This window comes from Bradyrhizobium sp. 132 (assembly GCF_023074185.1).
Lineage (GTDB): Bacteria > Pseudomonadota > Alphaproteobacteria > Rhizobiales > Xanthobacteraceae > Bradyrhizobium.
Window position 1 is genome coordinate 56,576 of record NZ_JADPKY010000178.1, and the last position, 26,881, is coordinate 83,456.

General features: G+C 64.7%; 24 protein-coding genes and 2 tRNA genes. 6 read left to right on the forward strand and 20 right to left on the reverse strand.

The genetic code is table 11. From position 1 onward, the window contains the following. Positions 1–95 precede the first annotated feature (95 nt). Positions 96–242: a hypothetical protein gene (locus tag IVA74_RS39500; RefSeq protein ID WP_247353393.1), complete on the forward strand. Its 147-nt coding sequence runs from the start codon at positions 96–98 to the stop codon at positions 240–242. 169 nt (positions 243–411) lie between these two features. On the opposite strand, the gene ntrC is transcribed toward IVA74_RS39500, so the two are convergent. Genes ntrC through dusB form a run of 3 tightly spaced genes read right to left on the reverse strand, consistent with a single transcriptional unit; the run spans position 412 to position 4,037 of the window. Continuing rightward, positions 412–1,854 (reverse strand): nitrogen regulation protein NR(I), encoded by a 1,443-nt coding sequence (gene ntrC, locus IVA74_RS39505; RefSeq protein WP_007610301.1) that lies wholly within the window; start codon positions 1,852–1,854, stop codon positions 412–414. A gap of 9 nt (positions 1,855–1,863) precedes the next feature. Next, entirely contained in the window at positions 1,864–3,039 is a 1,176-nt protein-coding gene (locus IVA74_RS39510) for a nitrogen regulation protein NR(II) (protein WP_247353395.1), read from the reverse strand. Then, positions 3,036–4,037, reverse strand: coding sequence for a tRNA dihydrouridine synthase DusB (dusB, locus tag IVA74_RS39515; RefSeq protein WP_247353398.1), 1,002 nt, complete (start codon positions 4,035–4,037; stop codon positions 3,036–3,038). Before dusB ends, IVA74_RS39510 begins: the two co-directional genes overlap by 4 nt. Before the next feature lie 281 nt (positions 4,038–4,318). On the opposite strand from dusB, the gene IVA74_RS39520 reads away from it, so the two are divergent. Together IVA74_RS39520 and IVA74_RS39525 are read left to right on the forward strand one after the other, a co-directional pair. Beyond that, positions 4,319–5,500, forward strand: a complete 1,182-nt coding sequence (locus IVA74_RS39520) for a bifunctional 2-C-methyl-D-erythritol 4-phosphate cytidylyltransferase/2-C-methyl-D-erythritol 2,4-cyclodiphosphate synthase (protein WP_247353400.1) — start codon at positions 4,319–4,321, stop codon at positions 5,498–5,500. 4 nt (positions 5,501–5,504) lie between these two features. Next, on the forward strand, positions 5,505–6,113 hold the full coding sequence (locus tag IVA74_RS39525) for a CinA family protein (RefSeq protein WP_247353402.1): 609 nt from the start codon (positions 5,505–5,507) through the stop codon (positions 6,111–6,113). Between the two features lie 6 nt (positions 6,114–6,119). Here IVA74_RS39525 and IVA74_RS39530 read toward each other — a convergent pair whose 3' ends face one another. From IVA74_RS39530 to lipA, 3 genes are all read right to left on the reverse strand, one after another. Further along, positions 6,120–6,899, reverse strand: a complete 780-nt coding sequence (locus tag IVA74_RS39530) for a mechanosensitive ion channel domain-containing protein (RefSeq protein ID WP_247353404.1) — start codon at positions 6,897–6,899, stop codon at positions 6,120–6,122. 815 nt (positions 6,900–7,714) lie between these two features. Then, positions 7,715–8,185 carry an SRPBCC family protein gene (locus tag IVA74_RS39535; RefSeq protein WP_247353406.1) on the reverse strand — a complete coding sequence of 157 codons (471 nt, stop codon included), beginning with the start codon at positions 8,183–8,185 and terminating at the stop codon, positions 7,715–7,717. 6 nt (positions 8,186–8,191) lie between these two features. Further along, positions 8,192–9,148 carry a lipoyl synthase gene (gene lipA, locus IVA74_RS39540; protein ID WP_247353408.1) on the reverse strand — a complete coding sequence of 319 codons (957 nt, stop codon included), beginning with the start codon at positions 9,146–9,148 and terminating at the stop codon, positions 8,192–8,194. Between the two features lie 130 nt (positions 9,149–9,278). Between lipA and IVA74_RS39545 the strand changes: the two genes are divergently transcribed. Beyond that, entirely contained in the window at positions 9,279–9,881 is a 603-nt protein-coding gene (locus IVA74_RS39545) for a DNA-3-methyladenine glycosylase (protein WP_247353410.1), read from the forward strand. A gap of 2 nt (positions 9,882–9,883) precedes the next feature. On the opposite strand, the gene IVA74_RS39550 is transcribed toward IVA74_RS39545, so the two are convergent. The 8 genes from IVA74_RS39550 to IVA74_RS39585 all read right to left on the reverse strand — a co-directional run bounded on the left by IVA74_RS39550 (position 9,884) and on the right by IVA74_RS39585 (position 18,179). After that, positions 9,884–12,760: a valine--tRNA ligase gene (locus tag IVA74_RS39550; protein ID WP_247353412.1), complete on the reverse strand. Its 2,877-nt coding sequence runs from the start codon at positions 12,758–12,760 to the stop codon at positions 9,884–9,886. A gap of 141 nt (positions 12,761–12,901) precedes the next feature. Then, positions 12,902–13,681, reverse strand: a complete 780-nt coding sequence (locus tag IVA74_RS39555; protein WP_247353414.1) for a DUF2497 domain-containing protein — start codon at positions 13,679–13,681, stop codon at positions 12,902–12,904. Positions 13,682–13,986: 305 nt separating this feature from the next. Continuing rightward, the gene (locus tag IVA74_RS39560; RefSeq protein WP_247353416.1) at positions 13,987–15,372 is read right to left on the reverse strand and encodes a TolC family outer membrane protein; all 1,386 of its coding nucleotides are present in this window, start codon (positions 15,370–15,372) and stop codon (positions 13,987–13,989) included. Between the two features lie 214 nt (positions 15,373–15,586). Then, a complete protein-coding gene (locus IVA74_RS39565; RefSeq protein ID WP_247353417.1) occupies positions 15,587–16,249 on the reverse strand; it encodes a protein-L-isoaspartate O-methyltransferase in 663 nt (220 codons plus the stop codon). A 135-nt stretch (positions 16,250–16,384) separates the two neighbouring features. Then, positions 16,385–16,564, reverse strand: a complete 180-nt coding sequence (locus tag IVA74_RS39570; protein ID WP_247353419.1) for a hypothetical protein — start codon at positions 16,562–16,564, stop codon at positions 16,385–16,387. Between the two features lie 211 nt (positions 16,565–16,775). Continuing rightward, positions 16,776–16,850, reverse strand: a tRNA-Asn gene (locus IVA74_RS39575). Positions 16,851–16,983: 133 nt separating this feature from the next. Further along, positions 16,984–17,352, reverse strand: a complete 369-nt coding sequence (locus IVA74_RS39580) for a hypothetical protein (RefSeq protein ID WP_247353421.1) — start codon at positions 17,350–17,352, stop codon at positions 16,984–16,986. A gap of 566 nt (positions 17,353–17,918) precedes the next feature. Further along, positions 17,919–18,179 carry a hypothetical protein gene (locus IVA74_RS39585; protein WP_247353422.1) on the reverse strand — a complete coding sequence of 87 codons (261 nt, stop codon included), beginning with the start codon at positions 18,177–18,179 and terminating at the stop codon, positions 17,919–17,921. 255 nt (positions 18,180–18,434) lie between these two features. Here IVA74_RS39585 and IVA74_RS39590 point away from each other — a divergent pair, with 255 nt between their 5' ends. After that, the gene (locus tag IVA74_RS39590) at positions 18,435–18,629 is read left to right on the forward strand and encodes a hypothetical protein (RefSeq protein ID WP_247353425.1); all 195 of its coding nucleotides are present in this window, start codon (positions 18,435–18,437) and stop codon (positions 18,627–18,629) included. Positions 18,630–18,714: 85 nt separating this feature from the next. Here the strand turns inward: IVA74_RS39590 and IVA74_RS39595 are convergent, their stop codons facing one another. After that, entirely contained in the window at positions 18,715–18,861 is a 147-nt protein-coding gene (locus IVA74_RS39595; protein ID WP_247353427.1) for a hypothetical protein, read from the reverse strand. Positions 18,862–18,929: 68 nt separating this feature from the next. On the opposite strand from IVA74_RS39595, the gene IVA74_RS39600 reads away from it, so the two are divergent. Further along, on the forward strand, positions 18,930–19,082 hold the full coding sequence (locus tag IVA74_RS39600; RefSeq protein WP_247353429.1) for a hypothetical protein: 153 nt from the start codon (positions 18,930–18,932) through the stop codon (positions 19,080–19,082). Here IVA74_RS39600 and IVA74_RS39605 read toward each other — a convergent pair. The 5 genes from IVA74_RS39605 to IVA74_RS39625 all read right to left on the reverse strand — a co-directional run bounded on the left by IVA74_RS39605 (position 19,051) and on the right by IVA74_RS39625 (position 26,863). Continuing rightward, positions 19,051–19,124: transfer RNA gene (locus IVA74_RS39605), tRNA-Cys, on the reverse strand. The genes IVA74_RS39600 and IVA74_RS39605 overlap by 32 nt on opposite strands. 217 nt (positions 19,125–19,341) lie before the next feature. Then, a complete protein-coding gene (locus IVA74_RS39610) occupies positions 19,342–19,635 on the reverse strand; it encodes a hypothetical protein (RefSeq protein WP_247353431.1) in 294 nt (97 codons plus the stop codon). A gap of 198 nt (positions 19,636–19,833) precedes the next feature. Beyond that, complete coding sequence (locus IVA74_RS39615; RefSeq protein WP_247353433.1) at positions 19,834–20,568, reverse strand: tRNA-uridine aminocarboxypropyltransferase; 735 nt, start codon at positions 20,566–20,568, stop codon at positions 19,834–19,836. 41 nt (positions 20,569–20,609) lie between these two features. After that, positions 20,610–23,714, reverse strand: a complete 3,105-nt coding sequence (locus tag IVA74_RS39620) for an efflux RND transporter permease subunit (RefSeq protein WP_247353434.1) — start codon at positions 23,712–23,714, stop codon at positions 20,610–20,612. Beyond that, positions 23,714–26,863 (reverse strand): efflux RND transporter permease subunit, encoded by a 3,150-nt coding sequence (locus IVA74_RS39625; protein ID WP_247353437.1) that lies wholly within the window; start codon positions 26,861–26,863, stop codon positions 23,714–23,716. Before IVA74_RS39625 ends, IVA74_RS39620 begins: the two co-directional genes overlap by 1 nt. Positions 26,864–26,881 lie beyond the last annotated feature (18 nt).

Genomic DNA, 26,881 nt, shown 5'->3' on the forward strand with positions numbered 1-26,881 from the left:
GGCGTCCAGGCCGCGACCGACCGGCGCATCCACAGGCCGCTGTCGCAAGACCTCGCTTGCGGGAACGGTTTTCCGGCCCAGCGGCTTAACCGGGCATGGACAAGTTCTATCTCGCAATGATGGTGTCGGCCGTGCTGCTGCTGATTGTGGCCGCTGACCTCCTGGTCAACGGCCCCGGTTTGCAGGTGCCGCCGGCGAATGTCGCCAGCATGATGCCGATGACAGGCCGGCTTGTCAGATAGTGTGTGAGGCCGCGTCCCGCGGCTGAATGACCATTTTCAATGTTCCAGCGGAACATTTCAGTCCAATCAGGACTTCTGCCCACCGCGTCAGCCATAACGGCCAGCGCGATCCGGACAGGCTCAGCTCTCTTTGGTAGGGGGAGCTGAGCCACCGTCCGTTCCGGGAAGGCTAGCCCCCGCTTCGATAAACCTGGATATCGAGATCCCGGATCTTCTTCCGCAGCGTGTTGCGGTTGAGGCCGAGCAGATCGGCGGCGCGTATCTGGTTGCCGCGGGTGGCGGCGAGCGCGGCCGTGAGCAGCGGCACCTCGATCTCCTTGAGGATGCGGTGATAGAGGCCCGGCGGCGGCACGCCGTTCGGGAAGCCCTGGAAGTGCGAGGAGAGATACGCCTCCACCGCGCCGCCGAGATTGTCGACGCCATGCTGGACTGCGGCACCCGGGCTGACCGTAGGTGGCGCCAACTCGCCGTCGATGACGGAGCCGGTGATCACGTCCTGCGGATAGAGCGCCGCGAGGCGCCGCGCCAGGTTTTCGAGCTCGCGCACGTTGCCCGGCCAGCGGTGCTGCTTCATCCGCTCCAGCGCCAGCGTGTCGAGCTTTTTCGGCGGCAGGCCGTCCTTCTCGGCGAGCGCGAAGAAATGGCGGATGAGATCCGGCAGGTCCTCGATGCGCTCGCGCAAGGGCGGCAGCCGCAGCGGCACGACGTTGAGGCGGAAGAACAGATCTTCGCGGAACAGGCCCTGCTGGATCAGGACGCGCAAATCCTTGTTGGAGGCAGCGACAATGCGCACGTCGGTCTTGATCGGGGTGCGGCCGCCGACGGTGGTGTATTCGCCCTGCTGGAGCACGCGCAGCAGGCGGGTCTGCGCCTCCATCGGCATGTCGCCGATTTCGTCGAGGAACAGCGTGCCGCCTTCGGCCTGCTCGAACCGGCCGGAGGCGCGGGTGTTGGCGCCGGTGAAGGCGCCGCGCTCATGGCCGAACAGTTCGGACTCGATGAGGTCGCGCGGGATCGCCGCCATGTTGACCGCGACGAACGGGCCGTTGCGGCGCTTGCCGTAATCATGCAGCGCGCGCGCCACCAGCTCCTTGCCGGTGCCGGACTCGCCCGTGATCATCACGGTGAGGTCGGTCTGCATCAGGCGCGCCAGCACGCGATAGATTTCCTGCATCGCCGGCGAGCGGCCGACCAGCGGGATCGCCTCCATCTCGGCGTCCTCGTTCGGCGTCGAGACCCGTTCCTTCGGCTCGGCCAGCGCACGGCCGACGATGGCGATCAGCTCCTTCAGGTCGAAGGGCTTTGGCAGATATTCATAGGCGCCGCGCTCGGAGGCGCGGATCGCCGTCATGAAGGTGTTCTGTGCGCTCATGACGATAACAGGCAAATTCGGCCGCATCTTCTTGATCCGCGGCAACAGGTCGAACGCGTTCTCGTCGGGCATCACCACGTCGGTGATGACGAGATCGCCCTCTCCCTGGCTGACCCAGCGCCACAGCGTCGCGGCATTGCCGGTGAGCCTGACTTCGTATCCGGCCCGCGACAGGGCCTGATTAAGAACCGTGCGGATGGCGGTGTCGTCATCAGCTACGAGAATGCTACCTGCGGGCATTGTTGATCCTCATTTTGCCCCCTGAGATGCAGACGACGACTTCCCGGCAGAGCCGTCGCGACTGCTGTGATCGGCATGTTTCACCGATGTGGAATACATCGGCATCAGCACGCGGAACGTGGTCTTGCGCGGCTGAGATTCGCATTCGATGATGCCCCCGTGATCCCCGATGATCTTTGCGACCAGCGCGAGGCCCAGGCCCGAGCCGGTCTGCTTGGTGGTCACGAAGGGATCGAACAGGTTGGTCAGGAGATCGTCCGGCACGCCTGGCCCGTTGTCCTTCACGCAAAATTCCAGCGGCAGGGATACACGGGATTTTTGACCGGGGACTGACAGGCGCACGCCGGGGCGGAACGCGGTGGTGAGCTGGATCTCGCCGTCGGGAACATCGATCAGCGCTTCGGCGGCGTTCTTGACGAGGTTGAGGAACACCTGGATGAGCTGGTCCTGGTTCGCCAGCACCGGCGGCAGCGAGGGATCGTAATCCTCGACGAAGCGGATGTTACGGGCAAAGCCGGACTGCGCCAGCCGTTTGACGTGATCGAGCACCGAATGGATGTTGACGGGACCGCGCACCACGGGACGTTCGTCGCCGAACACCTCCATGCGATCGACCAGCGTCACGATGCGGTCGGCCTCGTCGCAGATCAGCCGCGTCAGCATGCGGTCTTCGGAAGAGGCCTGCTGCTCAAGAAGCTGCGCGGCGCCGCGGATGCCCGAGAGCGGGTTCTTGATCTCGTGCGCCAGCATAGCGGCGAGCGCGATCACCGAGCGCGCGGCGCTGCGATGGGTGAGCTGGCGGTCCATCTTGTCGGCGATGGAGCGCTCTTGCAGCATCACCACGATATGGCCGGGCCGTTCCGTGAGCGGAGCAACGTGCAGATCGACCTGGCGGTCTCCGCCCATGCGCGGCGTGCCCAGATCGACCTTGTATTCGTTGACCGCCGCGTTCGACGAGCGCACCTGATCGATCAGCGCCAGCAAAGGACTGCCAAACGGCACCAGCTCTTTCAGCGACTGCCGCTTCAGAAACTGCGTCGAGATATCGAAGAAGGCTTCCGTTGCGATGTTGGCGGCAACGATCTTGCCGTCCGGCCCGATCATGAGCACGGGATTGGGCAAGGCATCCAAAATCGCGTCGTTGTCGGACGGAACAGGCCGACGATGTTCAGCAGCTGAGCTCATGCAGCAGCGCTCCATGCGAAGTCGTCGAAGGCATCTTGCAGTGACTGATGGACGAGCCGGGGATCCTCCGAGGTGAGGATCTTCTGGCGCCAGGATTTCAGCTTCTCGGCCGGCGCACGGCTCACATCGGCCGCGACGTCGAGCGCCCAGCCGAGATGTTTTCGCGCGTGCCGCAGACCAACGCGCAGCCCATAGAGCGCGCAGACGCCTTCATAGAGCGTGCGGACATAATGCAGCTGCGTCTCGAGCGACGGCGTGGCTTCCGCCGCCCCGCCTTTCAGGCGTCGGCCGATCTCACCGGGCAGCCAGGGCTGGCCCTGCGCGCCGCGGCCGATCATCACGGCGTCGGCGCCGGAGGCTTTGAGCGCCGCGAGCGCCTTCTCGAAAGTGGTGATGTCGCCATTGACGACGAGCGGAATGGAGATGGCATCGCGCACGGCGCGGATCGCGTCCCAATCGGCCTCGCCCTTGTAGAACTGGCAGCGGGTGCGGCCGTGCACGGTGACCAGCTTGATGCCTGATGCCTGCGCCCGCCGCGCCAGTTCCGGCGCGTTGCGGGTGCGGTCGTCCCAGCCGAGCCGCATCTTCAGCGTCACCGGCACCTTCACCGCCGTGATCGTCGCTTCGATCAGGCTGACGGCATGGTCGAGGTCGCGCATCAGGGCCGAGCCGGACTGGCCGCCGGTGACGTGGCGGGCCGGACAGCCCATGTTGATGTCGATGATGTCGGCGCCTTCGGCTTCGGCAATCCGGGCGCCCTCCGCCATCCAATGCGTCTCGCAACCGGCGAGCTGGACCACGTGGGGACCGATCCCGGTGGCTTCGCAGCGCAACCGGGACATCCGATGGCCGTTGGCGAGCTCATCGCTGGCGGTCATTTCGGACACGACCAAACCGGCCCCCAGCTCGGCGGCGAGCCGGCGGACGGGCGAGTCAGTCACCCCCGACATCGGTGCCAGGAAGACCGGGGTGGCGACTTCAATATCGCCTATTTTCAACAGCTTAGAGTCTGATACTGCTGAGCCGGTCACAGGAGTTCCGTTCCGTTGGCAGGGGCCTCATCGCGCCTGCCATGACCCATCTTGCGCACAATTCTTGTGCAGTCAAGCGTCATGCCTACAGTTTAGACAGTTCTGCAGAACTTTCAAGTGCAGTGCAGCAAAATGCTGAATCCCACAATCCGGGGAAACCCCTTTTTTTGCGGGCCTGCCGTGCTAGAGGCATGCGGCATCTCCCCTCTCCCCGACTCTCGTGATCACCAACTGAGTATTTGAGTCCTATGGCGAAATCACAGCGCACCGCAGTCGTTCTCGTCGCGGCCGGACGCGGCCTGCGCGCGGGCGCCGGTGGTCCCAAGCAATATCGCGAGATCGGCGGTGTGCCGGTGATCTATCGCGCCATGGAAGCCTTCAGCCGGCACGCGGACGTGTTTGCGGTGCAGCCGGTGGTGAACCTCGACGACAGCGCCATCTTCACCGCGGCGGTCGCAGGGTTAAAGCACGAGGCGCCGACGAATGGCGGGGCCACCCGGCAGGCCTCGGTGCTCGCCGGTCTCGAAGCGCTCGCCAAGCACAAGCCGGACATCGTCCTGATCCACGACGCCGCGCGGCCCTTCGTCTCGGAAGGCGTGATCTCGCGCGCGATCGATGCGGCCGGTCGCACTGGCGCTGCGATCCCCGTTGTTCCCGTCACGGATACCATCAAGGTCACCGGCGAGAACGGCAATGTCGAGGACACGCCGGACCGCGCGCGGTTGCGAATTGCGCAGACGCCGCAGTCCTTTCGTTTTGACTTCATCCTCGAGGCGCATCGTCGCGCGGCCAAGGACGGGCGCAGCGATTTCACCGACGATGCCGCGATTGCCGAATGGGCGGGATTGACGGTCGCAACCTTTGAAGGCGATGTTGCCAATATGAAGCTCACCACCCCCGAGGATTTCGTGCGCGAGGAAGCGCGGCTGGCCAGCCTGCTCGGCGACATCAGGACCGGCACGGGCTACGACGTGCACGCTTTCGGTGACGGCGACCATCTCATGATTTGCGGCGTGCGCGTGCCGCACACCAGAGGCTTCCTCGCCCATTCCGACGGCGATGTCGGCCTGCATGCGCTGGTCGACGCCATCCTCGGCGCGCTCGCCGACGGCGATATCGGCTCGCACTTTCCGCCCAGCGACGCAAAATGGAAGGGCGCCTCCTCGGACCAATTTCTGAAATACGCCATCGAGCGCGTTACCCAGCGCGGCGGCCGCATCGCCAATCTCGAGGTCACGATGATCTGCGAGCGGCCGAAGATCGGCCCGTTGCGCGACACTATGCGCGCGCGTATCGCCGAAATTTCCGGCGTCGACATCTCGCGCGTCGCGGTGAAGGCGACCACCAGCGAGCGACTCGGCTTTACCGGCCGCGAAGAAGGCATCGCGGCCACCGCGAGCGCCACCATCCGCCTGCCCTGGAGCGTGTAAGGTCATGGGCAGCAGCGACGCACGCGCCCTCTCCCGCTCGCTGCTCGATCTATGCCGGATGCGCAAGCTGACGATCGCGACGGCCGAGTCCTGCACCGGCGGCCTGGTCGCCGGCGCACTGACCGATATCCCCGGCTCGTCCGATGTCATCGATCGCGGCTTCGTCACCTATTCCAACGACGCCAAGCGCGCGATGCTGGGGGTCGAGGCGAGTACGCTCACCAATTTCGGCGCCGTCAGCAAGGAGACCGCGACTGCAATGGCAGTGGGTGCGCTGGAACGCGCCGACGTCGATCTCGCGGTCGCCATCACCGGCATTGCCGGCCCCGGCGGCGCCACGCCCGGCAAGCCGGTCGGGCTCGTCCATTTCGCCGTCGCCGCGCGCGACGGCCGCATTGTCCACCGCGAGCATCGCTTCGGTGCGATAGGCCGCACCGCAGTGCGCCAGCGCTCGGTGGTCGAGGCGCTGCGCATGCTGATGGACCTCGCCCGCGGCCCAGTTCAAGCCAAGCCGCGCCGTGAAGCCGCGGTAACCCGCCTGCGCCCTCGCGTGACACGCTCGCCGCGCCGGCACGCCGCGAAGCGCAGGACTCCGCGGTCGCCGCGGGGGTGAGACCCCTCACGCAGCCGCGAGCAGCGCACTCGCATGGTCGAGCACGCACTGCTTCACCGCATCGGCTTCAGACGGCTTCGCCTTTGCGCTGACCGTCAATTCCAGGATCGGCGCTGCCGGATTGGCGACGTCGACGACCTTGGAGACGCGGACGGCAGGCTCTGCCTGATTGTCGATGCGGGAGTCGTTGCGCAACTCCTTCAGGATCCGGTCCGCTAGCGCATTGGCGGCGCCTGCCGGGACCGGAAACGCCACCTTGACCTCGCCGGTGCCGGGATAGGTGCTGTGGTTGACGATGGCTGCGCCCCACACCTGCCCGTTCGGCAACAGGATCTGCGTGTTGTCAGGCGCAACCAGTTCCGTCATGAACAGCGACAGCGACTTCACCTTTCCAGCCTTGCCGGCGACCTCGACGTCATCACCGATGTGGAAGGGCCGGAACAACAGCAGCATCACGCCGGCGGCGAGATTGGAGAGCGTGCCCTGTAACGCGAGACCAATGGCGAGTGATGTCGCGCCCAATACGGCAACGAGGCTCGCGGTCTGGATGCCGAACAGCTGAAGCACGGCGATGCCGACCACAGCCAGCACGCCGTAGCGCGTGACGCTCGAGACGAACAAGGTCACGAGCGGATCGACCCGATGCGCGACGTTGAGGACGCGCGTGACGAAGCGCTGCATCGCGCCGGACAGATACCAGCCCACAGCGAGCAGCAGGATCGCGTAGATCGCATTCAGCCCGTACAGAACCAGCGATGCTTTCAGCGTGTCGAAATTGATGGTCATGAGCTCTCACCCAGGGGCAATCCGAAGAGAACTCGTGGCGGCGCGAAATGATCCCCTTGCCGCAGAGGGAACACAAATCCCGTAGCGCGGACGGAGAAGCGCAATCCGCGGGCCACGATCCGTTGTGTTGCCCGACGGGCAAAACACACAAACAGCGGGTCAATCGGCTCACCTCAAAATATTCGTCTTTACAGAAATTCTGATTTGTCGCATCGTCCCGCCACCTCATCCCTGTCAGAGGGGCGTATCGCGATCGTCACGAAACGCGGGATGAGTTGTGGTGGACGCAGGCAGCATCGGCGCGAAGGGCCTCGCAGGGCGAGAAACCGTGAGCGACGGCGTCGCGCACACGACCGGTGCGGTCTGCGTACGGCAAAACCGTGTCGTCCTGACGCCCGGGGTCTGTGCGTCAAGTCTTGTGGTGATGTCGGTTGCCCGACCGGGCACGCGCATCAGCCATCCGCAAGGCGACGGGGGCAATAGTGCATCGCTCCCCGGGGAGAGCTCGGCATAAGCCGTAAAACCACTGCGCAGGGAAGGCCGGTTGTTTGGCTTCACCTGTATGCCGCTGTGCAGATTCTTGTAGCGCAACCTTCGCACAGTGGACCGTGGGTGCCAGCCGGCACCCGGTCTTCCCTGTGCCCTCCGATACCTGAGGGCCACGGCGAAAAGCAAAGCTCGGGCGAGAAACGTCGCGAGACTGCAAACCTGTGTGTGCTTGTCAAAATGCACGCAAATTTTGTCGAAACCGATCGGGATCGCAAATGTGCATCCGCCACCAAACGTCATCGCTCCCTGCCATCTTGGCGGCGGAGCTACGACGATGCCAGCTTCCGCCGTCCGTAGATCGCGTCCGCACGCTTCTCGAACGCGAGGGAGAACCGCGCGAACGCGGCGTCGAACATCGAGCCCATCAGCAGCGCCAGCATGCGGCTCCTGAATTCGTAGGCGAGGAAGAAACCGACATCGCAGACGCCCTCACCTTTGGGCTCGAACGTCCAGCGGTTTTCCAGATTGCTGAAAGGACCTTGCAGATATTCGACCAGGATCTTCAAATTGGCGCGGTCGAGCGTCACGCGGCTGGTGAAGGTCTCCTTGACCAGCTTGAACGACACCGTCATGTCGGCGACCAGCACCTCGGTGCCGTCGGGTTTCGCCATGCGCTGACGGACCTTCAGCGCGCTGCACAGCGGCACGAATTCCGGGTAGCGCTCGACGTCGGCGACCAGATCAAACATCTCGGACGCGCTGTGATCGACACGGCGCTTGCTCGAAAATTTGGGCATGGCGGTTCAGCGGGCGCTTGCTGCCCGCGCGGCCTTCAGTTTTGTAAAATCCTCGCCGGCATGATGCGACGAACGGGTGAGCGGGCTCGCCGAAACCATCAGGAAGCCCTTGGTGTAGGCGACCTTCTCGTAGGACGAAAACTCGTCCGGCGGCACGTAGCGCATCACGGCGTGATGCTTGCGGGTCGGCTGGAGATATTGCCCGATGGTCAGGAAATCGACGTCGGCGGAACGCAGATCGTCCATCACCTGCTGCACCTCGTGGCGCTCTTCCCCGAGGCCGACCATGATGCCGGACTTGGTGAAGATGGTGGGATCGAGCTCCTTGACCCGCTGCAGCAGCCGGATCGAATGGAAATAGCGCGCGCCGGGCCGTACCGTGAGATAGCACGACGGCACGGTCTCGAGATTGTGGTTGAACACATCGGGCTTCGCCGCGACGACGACCTCCAGCGCCCCCTCCTTGCGCAGGAAATCGGGCGTCAGGATCTCGATCGTGGTCGAGGGGCACGCGGCGCGGATCGCGCGGATGGTCTGGGCAAAATGCTCGGCGCCGCCATCAGTGAGATCGTCGCGGTCGACGGAGGTGATGACGACATGGGCAAGGCCGAGCTTGGCCACGGCCTCGCCGACGTTCTGCGGCTCGGTCGCGTCGAGCGCGTTCGGCATGCCGGTCTTGACGTTGCAGAAGGCGCACGCGCGGGTGCAGGTGTCACCCATGATCATGAAGGTCGCGTGCTTCTTGTCCCAGCACTCGCCGATATTCGGGCAGCCCGCTTCCTCGCACACCGTATGCAGGCCGTTGGCGCGTACGATGTTGCGGGTGTCGGCATAGCCACGGGTATTGGGCGCGCGCACGCGGATCCAGTCCGGCTTCGGCGGCGAAGCGGAATCGGGCCGGTTCACCTTTTCGGGGTGACGCGGGCGCAGCGGGTTCGAGATGGTATCGACAATAACGACCATGGGGTGTCCGGTCTGTTCAGGTCCTACCTAGTCGGTCTCGCCGGGCATCGCAACCCGGCTCGCCCTGCTTCAGGGAACATGGCAGATATGGGCATTATCCTGCTCTGTTCTCAGGCGATTCTCACCTCGAATGGCTCCAACCTCAAAAGCCTCTACACCTCGGCTCGGCAAGCCGCTGAAGCGCGCCTTCTTCGGCCGCAACGTCCGCGAGGTCGCGCACGACCTGATCGGTGCGACCATGCTGGTCGACGGCGTCGGCGGGATCATCATCGAGGTCGAGGCCTATCATCATACCGAGCCGGCGGCGCATTCCTACAGCGGACCGACGCCGCGGAACCAGGTGATGTTCGGCCCGCCCGGTTTTGCCTATGTCTACCGCTCCTACGGCATCCATTGGTGCGTGAACTTCGTCTGCGAGGACGAAGGCTCGGCCGCTGCCGTGCTGATCCGCGCGCTGGAGCCCACGCACGGCTTGGCGACGATGCGCCGCCGCCGCCATGCGGTCGATGTGCACGCGCTGTGCTCGGGCCCGGGCAAGCTGACCGAAGCGCTCGGCATCACCATCGCGCACAACGCCCTGCCGCTGGACCGTCCCCCGATCGCGTTGCATGCGCGGACGGAGGATTTGGAGGTGGTGGCCGGAATCCGGATCGGCATCACCAAGGCCGTCGAGCTGCCCTGGCGCTATGGCGTCAGGGGATCGAAGTTTCTGAGCAAGCCGTTCCCGAAATAGGGCTACGAGGCCAGCTTCAGCCGCTCCAGCGCCTCCAGCAGCTTGGCCCTGCGAGCGAGCGCGGCCTCACGCTTCTCGCGCTCTTCCTCGACGACTTCCTCGGCCGCGTTGGCGACGAACTTCTCGTTGGCCAGCTTGGACTCGGCGCGCTTGATGTCGGCGTCGGCTTTTGCGATCTCCTTGTCGAGGCGCGTACGCTCGGCGGTGACGTCGATCACGCCCTTGAGCGGCAGCGCGGCCACCTCGCCGCGCACCAGCAGCTGAACCGCGCCGTCGGGCGCGCGGTCGGCGAAGGAGATGTCGGACAGCCGCGCCATGCGCTTGATGACGTCGCTCCAGCGAGGCACGCGCTCCTTCGTTTCGGTCGAGGCGCCTGCGAGCACCAGCGCCGTCAGAGTCGCCGGCGCGATGTTCATCTCGGCGCGCACCGAACGGATCTGGGTGACGAGGTCGATCACCCAGCCGATCTCGGCCTCGGCCGCGGGATCGGTAAAGTCGGCATGGTCGAAGATCGGCAGCACCCAGGTCGGAGAGACGAGCGCATCGGTCGGCCCCGTCGTTGCCGCAAGCATCGCAAGCTGCTCCGGCGTCGGCGCGGACGGCTTCAGCGGCCATGGTGCCAGCGCGAGCAGACCGTCGCGCTTGGCCGTCACCTCCCACAACTCCTCGGTGATGAATGGCATGAAGGGGTGCAGCAGTTTCAGGATCTCGTCGCGCGCCCATGCCACCATGGCGCGGGTCTCGGCCTTGGCAGGGCTGTCGGGACCGAGCAGCACGGGTTTTGCGAGCTCGACATACCAGTCGCAATAGACGTTCCAGACGAAGCGGTAGATGCTGCCAGCGGCATCGTTGAAGCGATAGGCCTCGATCGCCTCGGTCACCTCGCGCGTGGTGTGCGCGCTCTCATGCGCGATCCAGCGGCTCAGCGTCTCCTTGACCTTCGCCGGTTCGAAACCCTCGGGCACGGCGCAGTGGTTCATCTCCGCGAAGCGGGACGCATTCCAGAGCTTTGTCGCGAAATTACGGTAGCCCTCGACACGGCTGGTGGCGAGCTTGATGTCGCGTCCCTGCGCGGCCATCGCGGCCAGCGTGAAGCGAAGCGCGTCCGCGCCATATTCGTCGATCAAATTGAGCGGATCGATGACGTTGCCCTTCGACTTCGACATCTTGGCGCCCTTCTCGTCGCGGACGAGGGCGTGGATGTAGATCGTCGAGAACGGCACCTCCTTCATGAAGTGCAGGCCCATCATCATCATGCGGGCGACCCAAAAGAAGATGATGTCGAAGCCGGTCACCAGCACGTTGGTGGGATAGTAGCGCTGCACTTCCGGCGCGTCTTCGGGCCAGCCGAGCGTCGAGAACGGCCACAGCGCCGAGGAGAACCAGGTGTCGAGCACGTCCTCGTCGCGCGTGATGAAACCGTCCCGCTTGTTGCGGTCGAGCGCCATCTCGCGGCCCTGCTCGACCGTGATGACTTCCTGCTCGACGTAATAGCCCAGCGCGTGGCTGACGGCCTCTTCCTCGGTCTCGGCGACGAACACCTTGCCGTCAGGGCCGTACCAGGCCGGGATCTGATGGCCCCACCACAACTGGCGCGAGATGCACCAGGGCTGAATGTTCTCCATCCATTCGAAATAGGTCTTTTCCCAGTTCTTCGGCACGAAGGTGGTTTCGCCCGAACGCACCGCCGCCATCGCGGGTTTTGCGAGTGTCTTGGCGTCGACGTACCATTGGTCGGTCAGGTACGGCTCGATCACGGTGCCGGAGCGATCGCCATGCGGCACCATGTTGGTGTGCGGCTCGATCCGCTCGACGAAGCCGAACGAGTCCAGCCGCTCGACGATGCGCTTGCGCGCGGCGAAGCGGTCGACCTTGTGAAACTCTTCGGCGAACTGCGTGGCGCCTTCCGGCAGGTCGCGCAGATAATCCTCGTTGTCGAGGAGATCGAGGCAGCCTTCCTTGTCGAGCACGCTAATGCGGCGCAGACCGTGTCGATTGCCGACTTCAAAATCGTTGAAGTCATGCGCCGGCGTCACCTTGACCGCGCCCGAGCCCTTCTCCGGATCGGAATAGTCATCGGCGACAATCTGCACCTTGCGGCCGACCAGCGGCAGGACGATGTGCTTGCCGACGAGCTTCTGATAGCGCTCGTCGTCAGGATGCACGGCCACGCCGGTGTCGCCCAGCATGGTCTCCGGGCGCGTGGTGGCAACGACGATGAAGCTCGAGGGATCTTCGGGGCTGAAAATCTTGCCCTCGATCGGATAGCGCAGGTACCAGAGGCTGCCCTTGACCTCGGTCTGCTGCACTTCGAGATCGGAGATCGCGGTGAGCAGCTTGGTGTCCCAGTTCACCAGCCGCTTGTCTTTGTAGATCAGGCCATCGCGGTGCAGCTCGACGAACACCTTGACCACGGCCTTGGACAGGCCCTCGTCCATGGTGAAGCGTTCGCGCGACCAGTCGCAGGAGGCGCCGAGCCGCTTGAGCTGGTTGATGATGGTGTCGCCGCTCTCGGCCTTCCACTGCCAGACCCGCTCCAGAAACTTCTCGCGGCCGATCTCGCGGCGGTTGGGCTGCTGGCGCTCCATCAGCTGCCGTTCGACCACCATCTGGGTGGCGATGCCGGCATGGTCGGTGCCGGGCTGCCACAGCACGTCACGGCCGCGCATGCGCTCGAAGCGGCACAGGATGTCCTGGAGCGTGTTGTTGAGGGCGTGGCCCATGTGCAGCGAGCCCGTCACGTTCGGCGGCGGGATCACGATGGTAAAGGGCACGGCATCGCGGCGGTCGGGGCGGCCGGCCTTGAAGGCAAGGCTGTCCTCCCACACGACGGACATGCGGGCTTCGATATCGGCGGGTTGGTAATTTTTCTCGATCATGGGGCTGCTAGAAAGCCGCGCGCGGGGTCCAAGTCAACGGAAAGCTCAAAGGAAAGCCAGACGGCAACAGGGCTTTCCGGTCCGGTCGGGAGACCGAATATGGCACACAAGCAGGGCTTTACGAGGGCCCTGCGGCCGGATCTACCTGCCGCCGCGCGATACCCGCTCGATTTCGGCCTTCACGATGCGTTCTACAAGACCGGGCAAATTGTCGTCGAGCCAGGACTTCAGCATCGGACGCAGCATCTCCTTGACCAGGTCCTCCAGCGTTCGCGCATTGCTGCTGAGCACTGTGTGGGCCAGGGAATTGAAGGCGGACTCGACTGCCGAGACCGTCGATTGGGCCAGGATCGGCTGTTGGGGCGGCACTGGCGGCGCATCGTAGTCCACGGGCGCATAGGAGGCCGGCGTTGGACGCGGCGGCGGCGATTCGGCGAATTCGAGGTCGTCGCGCGGCTCGACCTTGCGGAAGCTCGGCGGCGGCGGAGGCGGCGTCGGCTCCATCGCCATCGCCATATCGTCGGTCAATTCCAGCACGTCGGGCTCAGGTTCGGGCTCCGGCTCGGGAGCGCGGATTTCTGGCGCAGCCGTGGCCGTGTCGAGGCCCGCCAGCAGCGCGTCGATATCGTCCTGATTGTTGGATGCATCCGCCGCGGCGGCGGCGGCGGGGGGTGGCGCCAGTGCCGGCTTTGCGGCCGGAGGCGGTACGGGCTTCTCGGCCGCCGGTTTGGCCGGCGCGACCTTGGACGGCGGAATGTCGCTGATCGCCTGCGGCTTCGGCGGCGCGGCGGGGGCGGCAGCTTTCTCGGGCTTGGCGGCGTCAGCCGGCGGCGGCTTGGCCTCATCGTCGGCAATGATGCGCCGGATCGAGGCCAGAATCTCCTCCATCGAGGGTTCTGTGACCTTTGCAGGCTGCGTCATCTCCGACTCCACATCATCAACGCCCTCGCATGCGTTGTTTTACACCAAGCACGACAGGATTGGCCGGTTCCGGATGGGTGACCCGCCGTTTTCGACGCGGCAGCCCGACTTGTCCCCAGTTCACGGCTCAACGTGCAGCGGTGCGCCCCTGCCCTTGGCACTCAAGCTTTACGCACGCGACATCAGGTGCGGAGCGAATCGACCCGCATCGTCTTGGCAAGGCTATGTCAGGGGTTTTGATGATTGCAAGCAAAGCACCGGTCGGCCTCGACTGTTTGCGAGGCCGACCGGATGACTACGGGACTTTAGCGTCCGTCAGGCGTACGCACGCCGGCCCAGCTATCGCGAACCTGCTGGTAGTGCACGCTGGGATCGTAGACCGTGGTCGCAAGGCCAAGCACCTGAGGCGCGAGACGGCCGACCGCGTTGAGCACCGAATAGGACGCCACCACGCGGTCATGCTGGGCAGTGACGAGCGCAACGCGCGCGTTCACAAGCGCCTGCTGTGCGTTGAGCACGTCGAGCGTGGTGCGCTGGCCGGCCTTGGCTTCCTCGCGCACACCGTTCAGCGCGATCTCGGAGGCCGTGACCTGCGCCTGCGCGGATTGCACCTGCGCCTTGCCCGCTTCCAACTGACCCCAGGCCTGCACAACGTTGGCGCGGGTTTGATCGCGGGTGGTTTCGAGATTCAGGCGCTGCTGCGCCAGGTTCTCTTTCGATTGTCGGATCAGCGAATATTCCGCGCCGCCCTGATAGATCGGGATGGAAGCTGTCGCAATGGCGGACGCGGTATTCGTTCGAAAAACCGACAGTGTCTGCTGGTACGCCGTACTGACACCAGCCTGGACCGTGACCGTCGGCAGCAGCGCACCCTCGTTGATCTTGACCTGGAGATAGTTGACGTCGATGCCGTACATCGCAGCCGTGACGCTGGGGTTCTCCACCAGGCTGAGATTGACCGCGGAGGCGATGCTCGCGGGCAGGAAGCGATCGACCGGCGAGCCCGGGGCAAGGTTCGTCGGATCGTTTCCGATGATCCGGCGGAAATTCGCGCGCGTCGTCGTGAGATTCGATTCGGCAGTCAGGGCTTGGGTCCTGCCGGCGGCCAGCTGCGCTTCGGATTGCGCCACGTCGGTGCGCGTCACCTCGCCGACATTGAAGCGATCGCGCGTCTGCTTGAGCGTCTGTTCGAGCACGCGAACGTTGCTGCGCTGAACCTCGAGAGTTGCCGAGTCACGCAGGAAGTCCATGTAGCTCGTGGCGGCCTGCAGCAGGACCGTCTGCTCGAGCACACGCAACGCCTCGCGGGACCCCGAGACCTGGCTCTCCGCCGCGCGCGTCCTGTTGGCAGTCTGATTGCCGTTGTAGAGCGTCTGGTTGACGGTCAGGCTGGCGCTGTTGGGCTGAAGGACGCCATTGATCGGCGGCACCCTCTGCAACTGTTGGATTTCCTGATATTGATATCCGGTGCCGAGGGTCACATTGACCTTGGGACGGTAACCTGACAGCGCCTGCGGCACGTTCTCGTCGGTCGAGCGCGCCTGGGCGCGCTGTGCGTTCAGCTGCGGATTGTTCTGATAGGCGCGCACCAGCGCAGCCTCGATCGTATCCGCCAAGGCAGGCGCCGGCCCGGCAAGCGCGAGCAACAGGACCGAAATCGCAGCTCCGGTGAAGAGCTTCACCCCATGCATCCAAAAATTCCGTTCATTCTAACGCCAAGCTCGTGCCCGCGAGCGTGGTTACCGTCTACGAGTGGAGTCGTTGCCCCGTCGCAACATAGGACGCGGTCAAGCGCGACGGAACTACCTGAGGGTGGTTCCCGGTGGAAACTCTTCACGTGCAGCATCCCGGCCACACTTCTGATTCAGAACGGGATTTTAACAGGCCAAAGCCTCCAAACGGCCGTCAGAAGACGAAGGCGGCGGCCCGTTCCAGCCCCGGAAGGACCGGGGCAGCGGCATCGAACAGCGCCCGATGGCCAAATTCCCCGTGGGTATGGGTCACGATCATGGCGCGCGGCGGCCTGGATTCGGCAGAGACGCCCACCAGTCGCCCACCCTCCTTGAGCTGCCCGAGCAGCTCTGCCGGCGTCACCTCGGTGGCGCCGTTGAGGACGATCACATCATAGGGAGCAGCAGCGGCATCGCCCTCGCTGCAGGCCGCAGCCTTGCAGGCGACGTTGGCAAGCCCGAGGGCGGCGAATGTGTCCTTGGCTTTCGCGGCCAAGGCCGAATCGCATTCCGTCGCGGTGACCTGGCGGGCGAGCTTGGCGGTCAGCGCGGCGAGGTAGCCCGTGGCGCAACCGACGACCAGCACGTTGTCACCCTCGCCGATCTCGGCGGCCTGGAGCAGTTTTCCGGTCAGCTGCGGCTTGATCAGGAAGCGCTTGGCGCCGCCCTCGCTGACGTCGAGATCGAGGTCGAGATAGGACAATGCCTGCCGGGCCACCGGCACGAAGGCCTCGCGCGGAATCATGAGCATGGCGTCGAGAACACGACGGTCGGTGACATCACTGGTGCGCACCTGGCCATCGACCATTTTTAGGCGCGCGGTGGAGAAACCGGACATTTGCGGACCCTGCAAGGCGGACGATGCCGCGGACGAAAGTTGCGGCATCTTTGGAACATGCCCGGCAAAAACGCAACATGGCCCTTGGCCCCGCAGACCGGGGCCTTCCGCAACCCGCAACGTCGAACGCGAGGCTTATTCGATCGTGACCGCGAGCCGGCCGATCAATGCGGCGACTTCGTCCAGCCGCGCCGAATCGTGTGTCTCGACCGCACGCGCCAGGCAGGCGAGGCATTCATCGTCGCTGAGTTCAGGGATGTCCGCCGGCAGAATCGAGGGAGCCATTTGGTAACGGTCGACCTGGATGTCTGGCATGGGAATCAGCTCCGTAAAAATCCGGCACTGGCGAAGCTCGGTTCCAATTGAGTCGATTTGGCGCCGCCCTGATGGCGCGTCCGTGCCATTGCACACATCTGATCGAACGTGATTCCACGCGGAGATCGAGGAAATGGTGTTCAGAGATCGTCGCAACGCGATCACGAATCGCGCGAAGGCGCGGGCATAACCCATTGAATTTGCGATGGAATGGCTCCCCGGGCAGGATTCGAACCTGCGACCATCCGATTAACAGTCGGATGCTCTACCGCTGAGCTACCGAGGAAAAGGGCGAACTCGTCGTTCGCGCGCGGCTGCGTATAACAAAGCCGCTTGCGCTTGCAAAGGACGAATTCGCTATCTTGCGCATTGCGGCGAGGAAGGGCACGCGGCCCCTCCTCGGGCCATGTCAGGTCAAGTTACTCGGCAATGAACGAGGTGGTCTTGGTGCCGGAATCGTAGCGCAGCCGAAGCGCGGTGAACTTGCAGAGGTTGACGTTCTTCCAGAGCACGGTCTCGTCATAGTTCTGCCAGTCGACGCGGACGTTCCAGACACAACCGTCGTCGTCATCGTCGAACTCGACATAGGTGCTCGCCTGGTTCTGCAAAACCTTGTCGAGCTCGTTGTCCCATTCGTCCATGCCATCGTCCGGGGCGTTGAAGCCCAGGAATTTGATGGCATAGCCGGTCTCATTGACGACGGTGACGTTACGGGCGTCAGCCGCGAATGACGGCGCGGCGGCAATCGATAGACCGATCGCGATCAGTGCAGACAGAAAATACTTCATATAAAATTCCCCCGATCGAAACAGGGCTCCGGCGCCTGACGTCGATCGGCGCAGGCGCCGCGGCAACCAATGGCGTTGCCTTGAGGGATTGGTCCGAGGCGCAATCGGAAGGTTCAGACGCGATTAATCCGCGCTCCGGCTCGTTACGCGACGCGAGACACGCAACGAGCCAGTTCTTATCGATTCGAATTCTCCGCAGCAATGAACCGGCATTCATAGAATCGGCGGAGTTTGTTTTCTCCGACGTGGGCGCCGGCACTGCGGCGCCGTTGCTCGTGACGATCGCGATATGCCCCTCTGGGCTACGCATCCCGCACGGGATGGCGAGACATGCAATTCCGAATTCGGGAGAACCAAATAATCTTGACGGCGGCAGCGATCTGCACGATCGGCGAATTATCCGGTGAGATCGTTTGACAAAGATATGACGAGCTGCAGACGCATCTACGCGCGGCATCTGCGGCACGCCGTTGCTCCACAGCCTATCCGCAGCATATCCACAGGCCGACTATGCTGGATTCGTGAGCGCGCGCGAGCCACTTGCTGCGCACAAACCCACAGGCCGCTCAGCCGCCGGCCTGGCCGAACACGGTGCGGCATGCTTCGCTCAGGCTGGCGCGGTTGCGGCGCAGGCAGGCTGTGATGGCGCGGACGTTGGGGATCTCGCCGGCGCAGAGCCGGTAGACGTCGGGCGTGCAGGCCCGCCGTTGCTCCTGTGTTCCCTGGGCGTGCGCCGCAGAGGCAAATAGAGTCAGGAACAGCCCGAGCGTCGAGGCGCGATGCGCTCGGCTTTTCACGCCCGCAAACCGCAAGAACCTCGCCTTCATGATCAATCTCCCGTTCTGCCCTGCCCCCCGGCCTGAATTGGCCGGTTGCGCAGGGGTAGGAGAATTAAACCGCCGCGGATGTGATCTCCTTCACACTGACGGCGCTCGGCAGGAACCTAAGGTTCGCGCGGGGATTTTCATGAATCGCTAACCAATCGGGACCTGATCGCCGGATCGTTAAAATGCGAACGATCGGCTCAATCGGGAAACAAACCGTCTTTGCGACAGTGCGCCATCCGCGGTCCGGAGGGTGTGATGAGCGAAGCCGAATTCAACTTGCTGCTGGATTCCGTCCAGGACGCCATGGTCCATGAAGATCCGGCGTTCGCGTCGGAGGAGGATTTCGTGCCCCGCTCGTGGACGTACGCCGCAACGCCCAAGGCCGCCAACGATAACGAGGGCGCCTGGCCTCTCCTGCCCTTTCCCGAGGGCTGGTACGCGGCCTGCTGAGGCCATCTTCACCGTGAACGGATGCGCCCGCGCTTAGCGGGCGTTTTGCTATGGTCCCTACGCCGACAACCCGGTGCGGCCGCGATCAGGTCTTGACGCGGTCCCCGTTGTCCTGCGGCGTCCGGTCGGCTGCGGCCGACGGAAAGATGCTGTCGTAGATCGCGCGGGCCTCGCGAATGAGACGAGCCCGCTCCAGCTCGGATTTCGGGACAAATCGGACGATTTCGCTCACCTGCTCTCCAGCGCTCGAACGGGAAATGCATCACTTCGCTGATGCGAAGACTATGCCAGCGGGGCTGAATGGCGGATTTCCGCCAGGCCCCGGGCAAACCCGGTGTCCGCGGCCAGCGGCAGCGCCTGCGCGCGACCAATGGCACCCGCGACGCAATCGAATATTTGCTGAAATATCAAGAGGTTGTGATGGAGGCCACGTCGGGACTCGAACCCGAGTAAACGGTTTTGCAGACCGGCGCGTAACCACTCCGCCACGTGGCCCCAACGAGGGCGGATCGTTACCTGAGATCAACGGGTTAGGCAACTGCCGTCGGGCCGCCTTGGAGCACAGTTCTGAAATGCCAATTCCGCAGCAGTTCTGAAATGCATGTGCGCGCTTCGTTCTTGCGCAGCCTGCGGCGGCGTGATTTGGCAGGGCGATGACCGACGATCTCTCCATGCGCCGGAACGTCATCGGCGGCGAAACCGCACCGGATGACTACGACGTAATCTGGGACGAGCTCACGATCGGCCGCATCTTCAAGCAGGTCGGTGCCGGCACCGCCTTGATCAGATGGCCCGACGCCACGAAGATGTTTGAGCGTTCCTGAAGCGTCGTCGCAATCAGGGTCCAGACGATCAGGCCGACGGCGAAGGGCGGCAGAAAGCTCGTGACGTCCTGCTTGAACAGTGCCGCATAGACCGTACCGACGCTGGCAATGGTCGCCGCGAGCGTCAGAGTGATCCAGAGCGGGCCGATCACGGTGCGTCGATAGCGCAGCGAAATGTCCATCAGGGCGAGCGTGCCCCAACGATCGAACCGCGCCGCCTGGCCAAGGATCTCCTTCGCTGCAAGCTGAATTCGACGGCCCCTTCCGCTCCCGGCGCTGCGATGGTGCGACAGGATAGCAGATCGCGGCCTGTTGGCCGATCGTCTCTATCCGTCCGCCCCTCGCGGGGCAATCGACCGTACGAATGATCCACGCCGAAGTCAGGCTCGCTTGCCCCGCCGGACACCGCGCCGCCGGTCCTTGGCCACCCGCTTTGGCGCCAATTCGGGCATCTCGGTCTGGACCTCGCGGTAGCGTGTTAACATCCGTTCAAAACTGGCATTGAGCGTCTCGGCGATGTCGGGGCGCTTCTCCAGACCGGAGAAGATCGTCGCGGCGGCCTCGATGGTCGACAGTCCGTCCTTCCGCGGCTCCTTGCGCAGGCGCCCGTAGCGCGAGGGGGCGGCCGGATTAAGGATGACACGCTGGCATTTCAGCATCCAGGGGTTACGCCACCACAGTGCCTTGGCCTGGCTCCATGTGCCGTCCAGCAGCACCACGCCTTCGAGCTTGCCGAGGAGCGCTCGCTGGTTGTCCGCGACCTCGCCCTTGCGGTTGAGCGCCAGGATTTCGCCCTCGGCCCCGAGATCGGCGGCGTGCGCCGACCCGAGATAGAGCACGGCCCAATACGAGGCGTTCTCGATCGGTTGCCCCAGCGCCTTGGACAGGCTCGGCCAGGACAGGCCGACGCGCAAGGTGGCATCGGCGAAATGCTTCGCAAGCAGCCGGGCGGTTCCGAGTGCCCTGTCCTGCTCCTGCGGATGCTGCAGGATCAGGAGCCCAAGGCGGTTCTTAAGCGGCGTGACGCTGTCGCAGATGCACAGCGGCATCGGCTTCTGGCAGTGCGGGCATTCAGGGATCGGATCGGCCGGCGTGGCGGCGGTGAGGTTCGACATGGCCGCCGCTATACGCTTTGCACGGCGGTTCAACAACCTGCCTATTCAGCCGGCGCGGCCAGCGGGCGCGGCTCGGAGCGCCGGCGCAGGCGGTCGATCAGCAGGTAGATCACGGGCGTGGTGTAGAGTGTCAGGATCTGGGAGACGAACAGCCCGCCGATGATGGTGATGCCGAGCGGACGGCGCAGCTCCGTGCCGGGGCCGGTCGCGACCACCAGCGGAATGCCGGCGAACAATGCCGCCATGGTCGTCATCAGGATCGGGCGGAAGCGCGCCTGGCAGGCCTCGAAGATCGCCTCCGCCGAGGACAGGCCGCGCTGGCGCTCGGCGTCGAGCGCGAAATCCACCATCATGATGCCGTTCTTCTTGACGATGCCGATCAACAGGATGATGCCGACGAAGGCGATCACCGTCAGCGGCGTATTCGTGATCTGAAGTGCAAGAAGAGCGCCGAGGCCCGCCGAGGGCAGCGTCGAGATGATCGTGAGCGGATGGGCGAGGCTCTCGTAGAGCACGCCGAGCACGATATACATCGCCACCAGCGCGCCAAGGATCAGGAGCGGCTGGCGGCCGCTGGTCTTGGCGAAATCGCCGGCGTTGCCGTCAAAACTGCCGCGGATGCCTTCCGGCATGTGCAATTCCTCGACCGCGCGCTGGATGCTTTGCGTTGCGGCCTGGATCTGCACGTCCGGCAGCAGGTTGAACGACACCGTGGTCGATGGGAACGACTGCGAATGATAGACCGCGAGCGCGGCGAGCCCGCGCGTCGCATGCACCACGGCCGACAGCGGCACCTGCGCGTCGCCCGCGCCGGCGACATAGATGCGTTCGAGGTTGGATGGGTCGACCTGGAATTTCGGATCGATCTCCAGCACGGTCATGTACTGGTTGCGCTGGGTGTAGATAATCCCGATCTGCCGCTGCGAGAAGGCGTTGTTGAGCGCGTTGTCGATGTCCTGGACACGGACGCCGAGTGCCGAGGCCTTCTGGCGGTCGATGGACAGGGTCAGTTGAAGTCCGCCGGGATCGCGGTCGCTGGAGATATCGGTGATGCCCTCCACGCTCTCCATGCGCTTGGCCACAATGGGAGCCCACTTCTGCAACAGGCCGAGATCGGTGCTGGTCAGCGTGTACTGATAGTCGGAATCGCTCTGTCGGCCGCCGGCGCGCACGTCCTGGGCGGCGAACATGAAGAGGCGGATGCCGGGCACCGGGTACAGGGCGCGCCTGAGACGGTCGATCACCACCTGGGTCGAGACGTGGTCGCGCTCCTCCGGCGGCTTCAGGCTGATGTACATGATGCCGCGATTGGACGTCGCGCCGCCCGGCCCGCCGCCGCTGCCGACGGTCGAGCCGATGCCGGCCACGGCCGGGTCCTGCATCACAATGTCGGCGAGCCGCTGCTGCAGGCTCAGCATCGACTGAAAGGAGATGTCGGCCGAGGCGCGCGTCGCGCCGATGACGAAGCCGGAATCGTCGGTCGGGAAATAGCCCTTGGGGATCTTGATGTAGAGCGTGATTGTGAGGCCGATGGTGGCGAAGAACACCAGCAGCGTCAGCAGCGGATATTCGAGAACAGTGCGCAGGGTGCGGGTATAGAACGCGACGATGCGCGACAGCGAGCCTTCGATGATGCGGTCGAACAGGGTCGCCGTCCCGGACGTGGCCTCCCGAATGTAATGCGCGCAGATCATCGGCGTCACCGTGAGCGACACCAGGGTCGAGACCAGGATCGCGAAGGTCAGCGTCAGCGAGAACTCGCGCAGCAGCCGGCCGACGATGCCGTCCATGAAGATCAGCGGCGTGAAGGCCGCGATCAGCGACAGGCTGATCGACACAACGGTGAAGCCGATCTGCCGGGCCCCGTCCAATGCCGCCTGGAGCGGCCGCATGCCGTGCTCGAGATTGCGGTACATGTTCTCGATCATGACGATGGCGTCATCGACCACGAAGCCGACGGAGATCGCCAGCGCCATCAGCGACAGATTGTCGATCGAGAAGCCCGCGACCCACATGCCGGCGCAGGTCCCGGCCAGCGCCAGCGGCACGGAGATTCCAGCCGCGATCGTCGGCGTCAGCCGCCGCAGGAACACGAACACGACGACCATCACCAGGATGGCGGTCGCGAGCAAGGTCCACTGCATGTCGAGCACGCTGGCGCGGATCGTGCTGGTGCGATCGACCAAGGTGGAAATATCGACGCCGGCCGGGATCCATTGCTTCAACTCGGGGATCAGCGCCTTCACCCGGTCGACGGTGTCGATGACGTTGGCATCGCCCTGCTTGGTGATCTGGATCAGCACCGCCGGCTGCTTGTTGAACCAGGCGATCGAGCGGGCGTTGCGGACGCCGTCCTCGATGTCGGCGACGTCGGCCAGCCGGACGAAATTGCCGTTCGAGCTTTTGATGATGATGTCGCGGAACTCTTTCGCCGTTCGCATCTGCTTGTTGAGCGACAGCGTCTCGCTCTGGCGCTCGCCGTTGAAGATGCCGACGGGACCGAGCGGGTTGGCATTGATGATCGCGGTCCGCACGTCGTCGGTGGCGATGCCGGCGTTGGACAGCGCGACGGGGTTGAGCTGCACCCGCACCGCTGGCTGATCGGCGCCGGAAACCGTGACGTCGCCGACGCCCGGCACCTGCGAGATGCGCTGCGCCAGCACCGTATCGGCGACGTCGTAGATCGCGCTCGCCGACAGCGTCTTCGAGGTCAGCGCCAGCACGAACACGGGGGCGCCGGCGGTGTTGGCCTTGCGGAAGCGCGGCAACGTCGGCAAATCGCTCGGCAGGTCGACTAGCGATGCGTTGATCGCCGCCTGCACGTCGCGCGCGGCCTTGTCGATGTTGCGGCCGATGTCGAACTGGAGCTGGATGTTGGTGGTGCCGAGCGACGACGTCGAAGTGATCTGGTTGATGCCCGCGATCTCGCCGAGCCGGCGCTCCAGCGGCGACGCAACAGTCGCGGCCATCACGGAGGGGTCGGCGCCCGGACGGCTGGCCGAGACGAAAACGGCCGGGAAATCGACGTTCGGGACCGAGGCGACGGGAAGGAACTCGTAGGCGACCCCACCCAGCAGGAACAACCCGATCGACAGCAGCGTGGTCGCGACCGGGCGGCGGATGAAGGGCTCCGAGATCGATGCCATCACTGCATCCCCTCGGTCGCGCCCGCGACGGGCGGGCCGCCGGATTCCGCCGGCGGCAGCGCCTGCTCGAGGCGGCGGTTGATGCGGTCGAGCGCGAGGTAGATCACCGGCGTGGTGTAGAGCGTCAGCAACTGGCTCAGCAGCAAACCGCCGATGATGGAGATGCCGAGCGGAAAGCGCAGCTCGGCGCCGGTGCCGCTCTCGATCGCCAGCGGCAGCGCGCCGAACAGCGCGGCCAGCGTTGTCATCATGATCGGGCGGAAGCGCAGCAAGCAAGCCTGCACGATCGCCTCATGCGGCGGCATGCCTTGGTTGCGCTCCGCTTCCAGAGCGAAGTCGATCATCATGATCGCGTTCTTCTTGACGATGCCCATCAACAGGATGATGCCGATCAGGCCTATCACCGAGAGGTCCTGCCCGCACAGCATCAGCGCCAGGATCGCGCCGACGCCGGCTGACGGCAGCGTGGACAGGATCGTGATCGGGTGGATGTAGCTCTCATAGAGCACGCCGAGCACGATGTAGATCGTGATCACCGCGGCGAGCAGCAGCCAGGGCTGGCCGGCAAGCGCCTTGGAGAATTCCGCGGCGTCGCCGGCATAGACGCCGACGATGCTGTTGGGCATCTCGATCCGGGTCTCGATGGTCTTCACGGCCTCGACGGCATCGCCGAGCGCCGCGCCCGGCGCGAGGTTGAAGCTGAGCGAGATCGACGGGAATTGCGCCTGGTGCGAGATCGCCAGCGGTGCGGTGGTCCGGGTCAGCGTCGCGACGGCGGACAGCGGCACCTGCGCGTTGGGCGCGCCGGCGGTCGCGCTCGCCCCGCCCGGCAGATAAAGCTTCGACAGGACCGAGGGATCGCGCTGGTACATCGGCAGCGCTTCCAGCACCACGCGATACTGGTTGGCCTGGCCGTAGATGGTCGAGATCTGGCGCTGCGCGAAGGCGTCGTTGAGCGTGTCGGTGATGCCCTGCAGGCTGACGCCAAGCTGGCCGGCCCGCGTGCGGTCGACAGTGAGCTGCGCCCGCAATCCGCCTTCCTGCGCCTCCGAGGAGACGTCGCGGAACAGCGGATCGCGCCGCATCTCGGCGACCAGCTTGCGCGCCCATTCCGACACCAGCGCCGCGTCGGTGCCGGTCAGCGTGTACTGGTATTGCGAGCGGCTCGACTGGGTCGAGATCTGCACGTCCTGCACCGGCTGGAAATAAACGGTCATGCCGGGGATGCCTGATACCGTCTCCTTCAGCCGGGCGATAACCGCGCTGACATCGTCGCGCCGCTCGCCACGAGGTTTCAGCGTCATGACAAGTCGCCCGACATTGGTGGTCGGGTTGACCGAGCCGGCGCCAATGACCGAGACCACGCCGGTCACATCAGGGTCGGCCTTGATGGCGTCGGCGGCCTCGCCCTGCCGCTTCTGCATCTCCGCGAACGACACGTCGGCACCGGCTTCCGTCACCGCCGTGATCGAGGCGGTGTCCTGCAGCGGCAAAAAGCCCTTCGGCGCGACGACGTAGAGAACCAGGGTTGCCACCAGCGTAGCAAAAGTCACGACCAGCGTAGCGCGCTGACGTTCCAGCACCCACAGAAGCGTCCGGTGATAACCCTCGACGGTCCGGTCGATGAAGCGGCTGATCGCAGCCAGTCCCGGTACCGCCAGTTCCTCATGAGCGTGCTTGAGCAGCCGCGAGCACATCATCGGCGTCAGCGTCAGCGAGACCACGGCCGAGGTCACGACCGCGATCGTCAGCGTCAGCGCGAATTCGCGGAACATGCGACCCACAAGGCCCGACATGAACAACAGCGGGATGAACACCGCGATCAACGACACCGTCAGCGAGATCACGGTGAAGCCGATTTCGCTGGCGCCCTTGAGCGAAGCCTCCATCGCGCCGTCGCCGTTCTCCATGTGACGGACGATGTTCTCGATCATCACGATGGCATCGTCGACGACGAAGCCGGTGCCGATCGTGAGTGCCATCAGCGACAGATTGTCGAGGCTGAAGCCGGCGAAATACATGATGCCGAAGCTGGTGATCAGCGACAGCGGCAGCGCTACGCCGGCGATCAGCGTGGCGCGTAGCGAGCGCAGGAACAGCAGCACCACCAGCGTCACCAGCACGACGCTCAGCATCAGCGTGAACTGCACGTCGCGGACCGAGGCACGGATGGTGACGGTGCGATCGGAGACGATGGTGAGGTTCACCCCGGCCGGAATAGCGCGCTGGACCTTTGGGATTTCCGCGCGGATCTGGCTGACGACGTCGATCACATTGGCGCCGGGCTGACGCTGGATGTCGATAATGACGGCAGGCGAACCCTGGTACCAGCCGCCGGTGCGGTCGTTCTCCAGCCCGTCGACGATCTGCGCGACGTCGGCGATGGTGACAGGCGAGCCGTTGCGGTACGCGATGATCACAGGCTTGTAGGCGTCGGCGGCGGCGATCTGGTCGTTGGCGGCGATGATGTAGGATTGCTGCGCGCCGTCGAGCGAGCCTTTCGGCCCCGAGACGTTGGCATTGGCGATCGCGGTGCGCAGATCCTCCATGGCGATGCCATAGGCAGCCAACCGCGCCAGATCCGCCTGGATGCGAACCGCCGGCTTCAGCCCGCCGAGCACCGAGACCCGTCCGACGCCGGAGATCTGGCTCAAACGTTGCGCCAAAAGCGTGTCGGCGATGTCGCTCATCGCCCGCATCGAGATCGTGTCGGAGCGAAGCGCCAAAGTCATCACCGGCGCATCGGCCGGATTCACCTTGGCGTAGGTCGGCGGATAAGGCAGCGTTTTTGGCAAGACGCCGGCCGCGGCATTGATCGCGGCCTGGACATCCTGGGTCGCACCGTCGATGTCGCGGTTGAGATCGAACTGGAGCGATATCTGGCTGACGCCGAACGAACTCGTCGAGTTCATCGCCGACAGCGACGGGATCTGGCCGAGCTGCCGCTCCAGCGGCGCGGTGATCAGCGAGGCGATCACGTCGGGGCTCGCGCCGGGCAATTGCGTCGTCACCTGCACGGTCGGGAAGTCGACCTGCGGCAACGCAGAGACCGGCAGCGCGAAATAGCCCAGCAGCCCGCCGATCAGAAGCGCGATGCCAAGCAGCGAGGTCGCGATCGGCCGTCGGATGAAGGGTTCGGAGACGCCCATGGGATACGCCTGCCGCTC